The sequence below is a fragment of the Streptomyces sp. NPDC003635 genome (genome assembly GCF_053587635.1).
In genome coordinates this window covers 1-3,302 of sequence record NZ_JBSFOK010000115.1, presented here as the reverse complement: position 1 = coordinate 3,302, position 3,302 = coordinate 1, and the positions used below count along the sequence as shown (strand labels likewise).

Sequence of the window (3,302 nt, the reverse complement as noted above, 5' to 3'; positions counted from 1 at the left end):
GGTGGAGCAGCTCGGTAGCTCGCTGGGCTCATAACCCAGAGGTCGCAGGTTCAAATCCTGTCCCCGCTACCAAAGACAGGGACCCGGCACAGCCGGGTCCCTGTTGCCTTTCGCAGAGCCGGCTCGTCCCGCGGACGGTCAGCCCCAGGGCGCCCGTGGTGCGTCCCTCGACTAGCCTCACCGCACGTCGCTCACCGTTGATCAATTGGCCGGGTATGTGGTCCGCGACCTGGACGCCGACCTGTCCCGCTGATTCGCCGACCGACCCCGTGCCGAGATACCGGGGGCGACTCGCCCGGTGGCACCATTCCTCGCCAGGCTTCCCCGCGCTGCCGCGACCGCCCTTGCCGGGTTCGACCGCCGGGTCCGGTCGGGAACCATGCCCCAGATCCTCGACATCCACGACTGGTCCTACGGTTTCGGGTTCGGGGCCAACGACTGCCGGATCCTCGACTCCGACTACGAGACAGAGCTTTCCGACGAGGACGTGTGGTCCGTCGGCGCCGACGGCGGCGGCAACTACTACGTCGTGCTCGCCACTGGCCGGGTCGGTGTGTGGCTTCACGAGGAGGAAGTCATCGAGCCTCACACAAAGTTCGACAGCGTGGACGTCTTCCTGTGGTCGATCGTCCGGTACCAGGCCGTGCGCGCCGGCGTCCTGGACCTGGCAGCGGTGGCGAGCGACTTCCTCGCCCTCGGCCAACCCGGAGTGCTGGCACCGGAGGTCGGGCTCCTGCCTTCGCTGATGTGAGCGGCCGCTGCGGATACCCCGGCAGTGCGGCGAACTGCCTCAAGCACTTCGCCTTCCGTCCCGACACCATGGGCAAGGCCGCCACCAGAGCCTTGGGGCATACGCCGGACTCGAGGCCTACGTCGAACACCTCATCGACGTGAACTGCCACTCGTCGGAGTGCTGATGGCCTCCTCCGCGTCCCTCGGCCGGCACGACGAGGCACGTGCCGTCCGCCGACCGCACGGCACGTGACCGACCACTTTCGGCCAGGCGTGCGCGAAATGCCCTTGCGTAATGGTCAAGGCTTGTTGACCATTGCTCGTATGCCTACCGATGACCTTCCCGAGACGTTTCACGTCACCACGGACGAGCAGCTGCGCGCCGTCTCCAATCTCACGCGCCACCGGATCATGGCCGTGCTCCGCTTCGAGCCGGCGACGATCACGCAGATCGCCGAGCGGGTGGGCCTTGCGAAGGGGAGTTCCAGTTATCACGTGCGGCTGCTGGAGCGGGCCGGCCTGGTGAAGGTGGTCCGGACCAGGAAGGTGCGGGGAGTCACGGAGCGGTACTACGCGATGGCCGCGCGGTCGATCGTGTTGCCGGATCCGGGCGAGGGCGGACCGGATGTGCTGATGCGGCATGCGGTGGCGGACCTGGAGGCGTCGCCGGTGGACGGCGAACGACACGTCCGGATGGCCCATCTGCGGCTCACCGACGAGCAGTTCGCGGAGTTGGGAGCGCGCCTGCAGGCACTGGCGGACGAGTACCGGGAGCTGTCCGATCCCTCGCTGCCGGACTCCTCGCTGGTCTTCGCGCTGTTCCACCCGGCCCCGCGCAACCGGTCCGAGGGGGATGCCAAGTGACGTCAGCCATACGGAAGTTGCCGTCGGGGTTCGGACGGCTGTGGACCGCGCAGACGATCTCCTCACTCGGCGACGGGGTGTCCCACGCCGCGCTGCCCCTGCTCGCGCTGACGTTGACGCGGGATCCGATGGCGCTCGCCGTCGTCACGGCCGCCGGTACGCTGCCCTGGCTGCTCTTCGGCATACTCGGCGGCGCGCTGGTGGACCGCTGGGACCGTCGGCGCACGATGTGGGTCATGGACGCGGCCCGCGCGATGCTGCTCGCGATACCCGTGGCGGCGGCCGCGCTCGACCTGCTGAGCATCGCGCTGCTCGCGGCCGTCGCCTTCCTGCTCGGACTCGGCGGACTCTTCTTCGACACGGCCGCCACGGCCTATCTGCCGGATCTGCTCGGCCGTGACCCCGCGCTCCTGGAACGCGCCAACTCCCGCCTGCGCGGCGCCCAGACCGCCATGTCCGGCTTCGCCGGTCCGCCCGCCGGCAGCGCGCTGCTCGCGCTCGGCCGGGCGGTACCGCTGCTCGCCGACGCGGTGTCGTTCCTGCTCTCCGCGCTGCTCGTACGGTCGCTTCCCGCGATGCCCCGTCCGGTGCCGGAGATCCGCGAGTCGCTGCTCAGGCAGGCGCGGGCCGGGGCCGCGTACGTCTTCCGGGACCGGCTGCTGCTCGGGCTCGCGCTCCGCCCGGCGGTCGGGAACATCGCTTTCCTCGCCGTGGAGACGGTTCTCGCCCTGTTCGCGCACGACCGCCTCGGCATCGACACGTACGGCTTCGGCCTGCTCCTCACGGCAGAGGCCACCGGCGGACTGTTGGGTGCGGCAATCGCCTCCTACCTCGGCCGACGGCTCGGCACCGGGACCGCACTGACCTGCACGGCCGCCGTCGAAGGGCTCGCCATCCTGGGCCTCGCCGCCGCCCCGAACCCCTACGTCGCCGGCCTCGCGCTCGCCGTCTGCGGAGCCGGAATGGGCGCCACGATGGTGCTCGGACCCTCCCTCCGGCAGGCGATCGTCCCGGCCCACCTCATCGGCCGGGTCGCCTCCACCTCCCGCATGCTGGCCATGTGCGCCGCCCCCCTCGGGGCCTTCCTCGGCGGTTGGCTGGCCACCGCCTACGACATCCGCACCCCGCTGTACGCCGCCGCCGTCCTCCTCCTGGCGATGACCGCCGTCACGGCGTCCATGACCAACAACCGCCGGGTCGAAGCGGCACTGCGCGCTGCCGCGCCGGCCGATGCTCCGGATCTCCCGGCATCCACGGATACCGCCCAAGAGAGCGCACCCGGCCGGTTGTGACCCCTGCCGCGCCGAGTCACAACAAGTCAGGGTGTTGGGCCCCGCGGGACGCGACGAGCGCCGAGCAACGCGTGAAGGCGCCATGCTTTGTCATGACGAGCGGCTGCCGTCGAACGTGGAGGTCGCGGCGGTTGGGCAGAGCAAGGGTGTGGCAGCGAGGGCTGTTGATGGCGGGGAACAGGCAGACGGTGCTGGCCATCCTGGAATGGGTTGACAGCGCGGTGTGCCGCCATGGCTGGGTGCTGGAGACGGGCGTACCTCAGGGCAATCGGCAGGCCGTGGAGATGCTGCTGTCCCAGGGCCTGGTGGAGCTGGCCGGCTGAGGTTCCCCCGCCGTGCGGTAGGTGTTGATCAGCTGGTCAGAGCGGGTTGACGGGTGTTCAGGTTCGTCGGTTCGGCCGTCGCCTGCTTGGC

4 protein-coding genes are annotated in these 3,302 nt (G+C 70.1%); all 4 read left to right on the top strand.

Annotated elements, in window-relative coordinates:
- The first annotated feature begins 379 nt into the window (after positions 1-379).
- On the top strand, positions 380-751 hold the full coding sequence (locus ACWDRW_RS40220) for a hypothetical protein (RefSeq protein WP_451733529.1): 372 nt from the start codon (positions 380-382) through the stop codon (positions 749-751).
- Positions 752-1,056: 305 nt separating this feature from the next.
- The gene (locus ACWDRW_RS40215) at positions 1,057-1,596 is read left to right on the top strand and encodes an ArsR/SmtB family transcription factor (protein ID WP_451733527.1); all 540 of its coding nucleotides are present in this window, start codon (positions 1,057-1,059) and stop codon (positions 1,594-1,596) included.
- Positions 1,593-2,888, top strand: a complete 1,296-nt coding sequence (locus ACWDRW_RS40210; protein WP_451733525.1) for an MFS transporter — start codon at positions 1,593-1,595, stop codon at positions 2,886-2,888. The genes ACWDRW_RS40215 and ACWDRW_RS40210 overlap by 4 nt, the downstream gene beginning before the upstream one ends.
- A 167-nt stretch (positions 2,889-3,055) precedes the next feature.
- Positions 3,056-3,211 carry a hypothetical protein gene (locus ACWDRW_RS40205; RefSeq protein WP_451733522.1) on the top strand — a complete coding sequence of 52 codons (156 nt, stop codon included), beginning with the start codon at positions 3,056-3,058 and terminating at the stop codon, positions 3,209-3,211.
- The last annotated feature ends 91 nt before the right edge of the window (positions 3,212-3,302 follow it).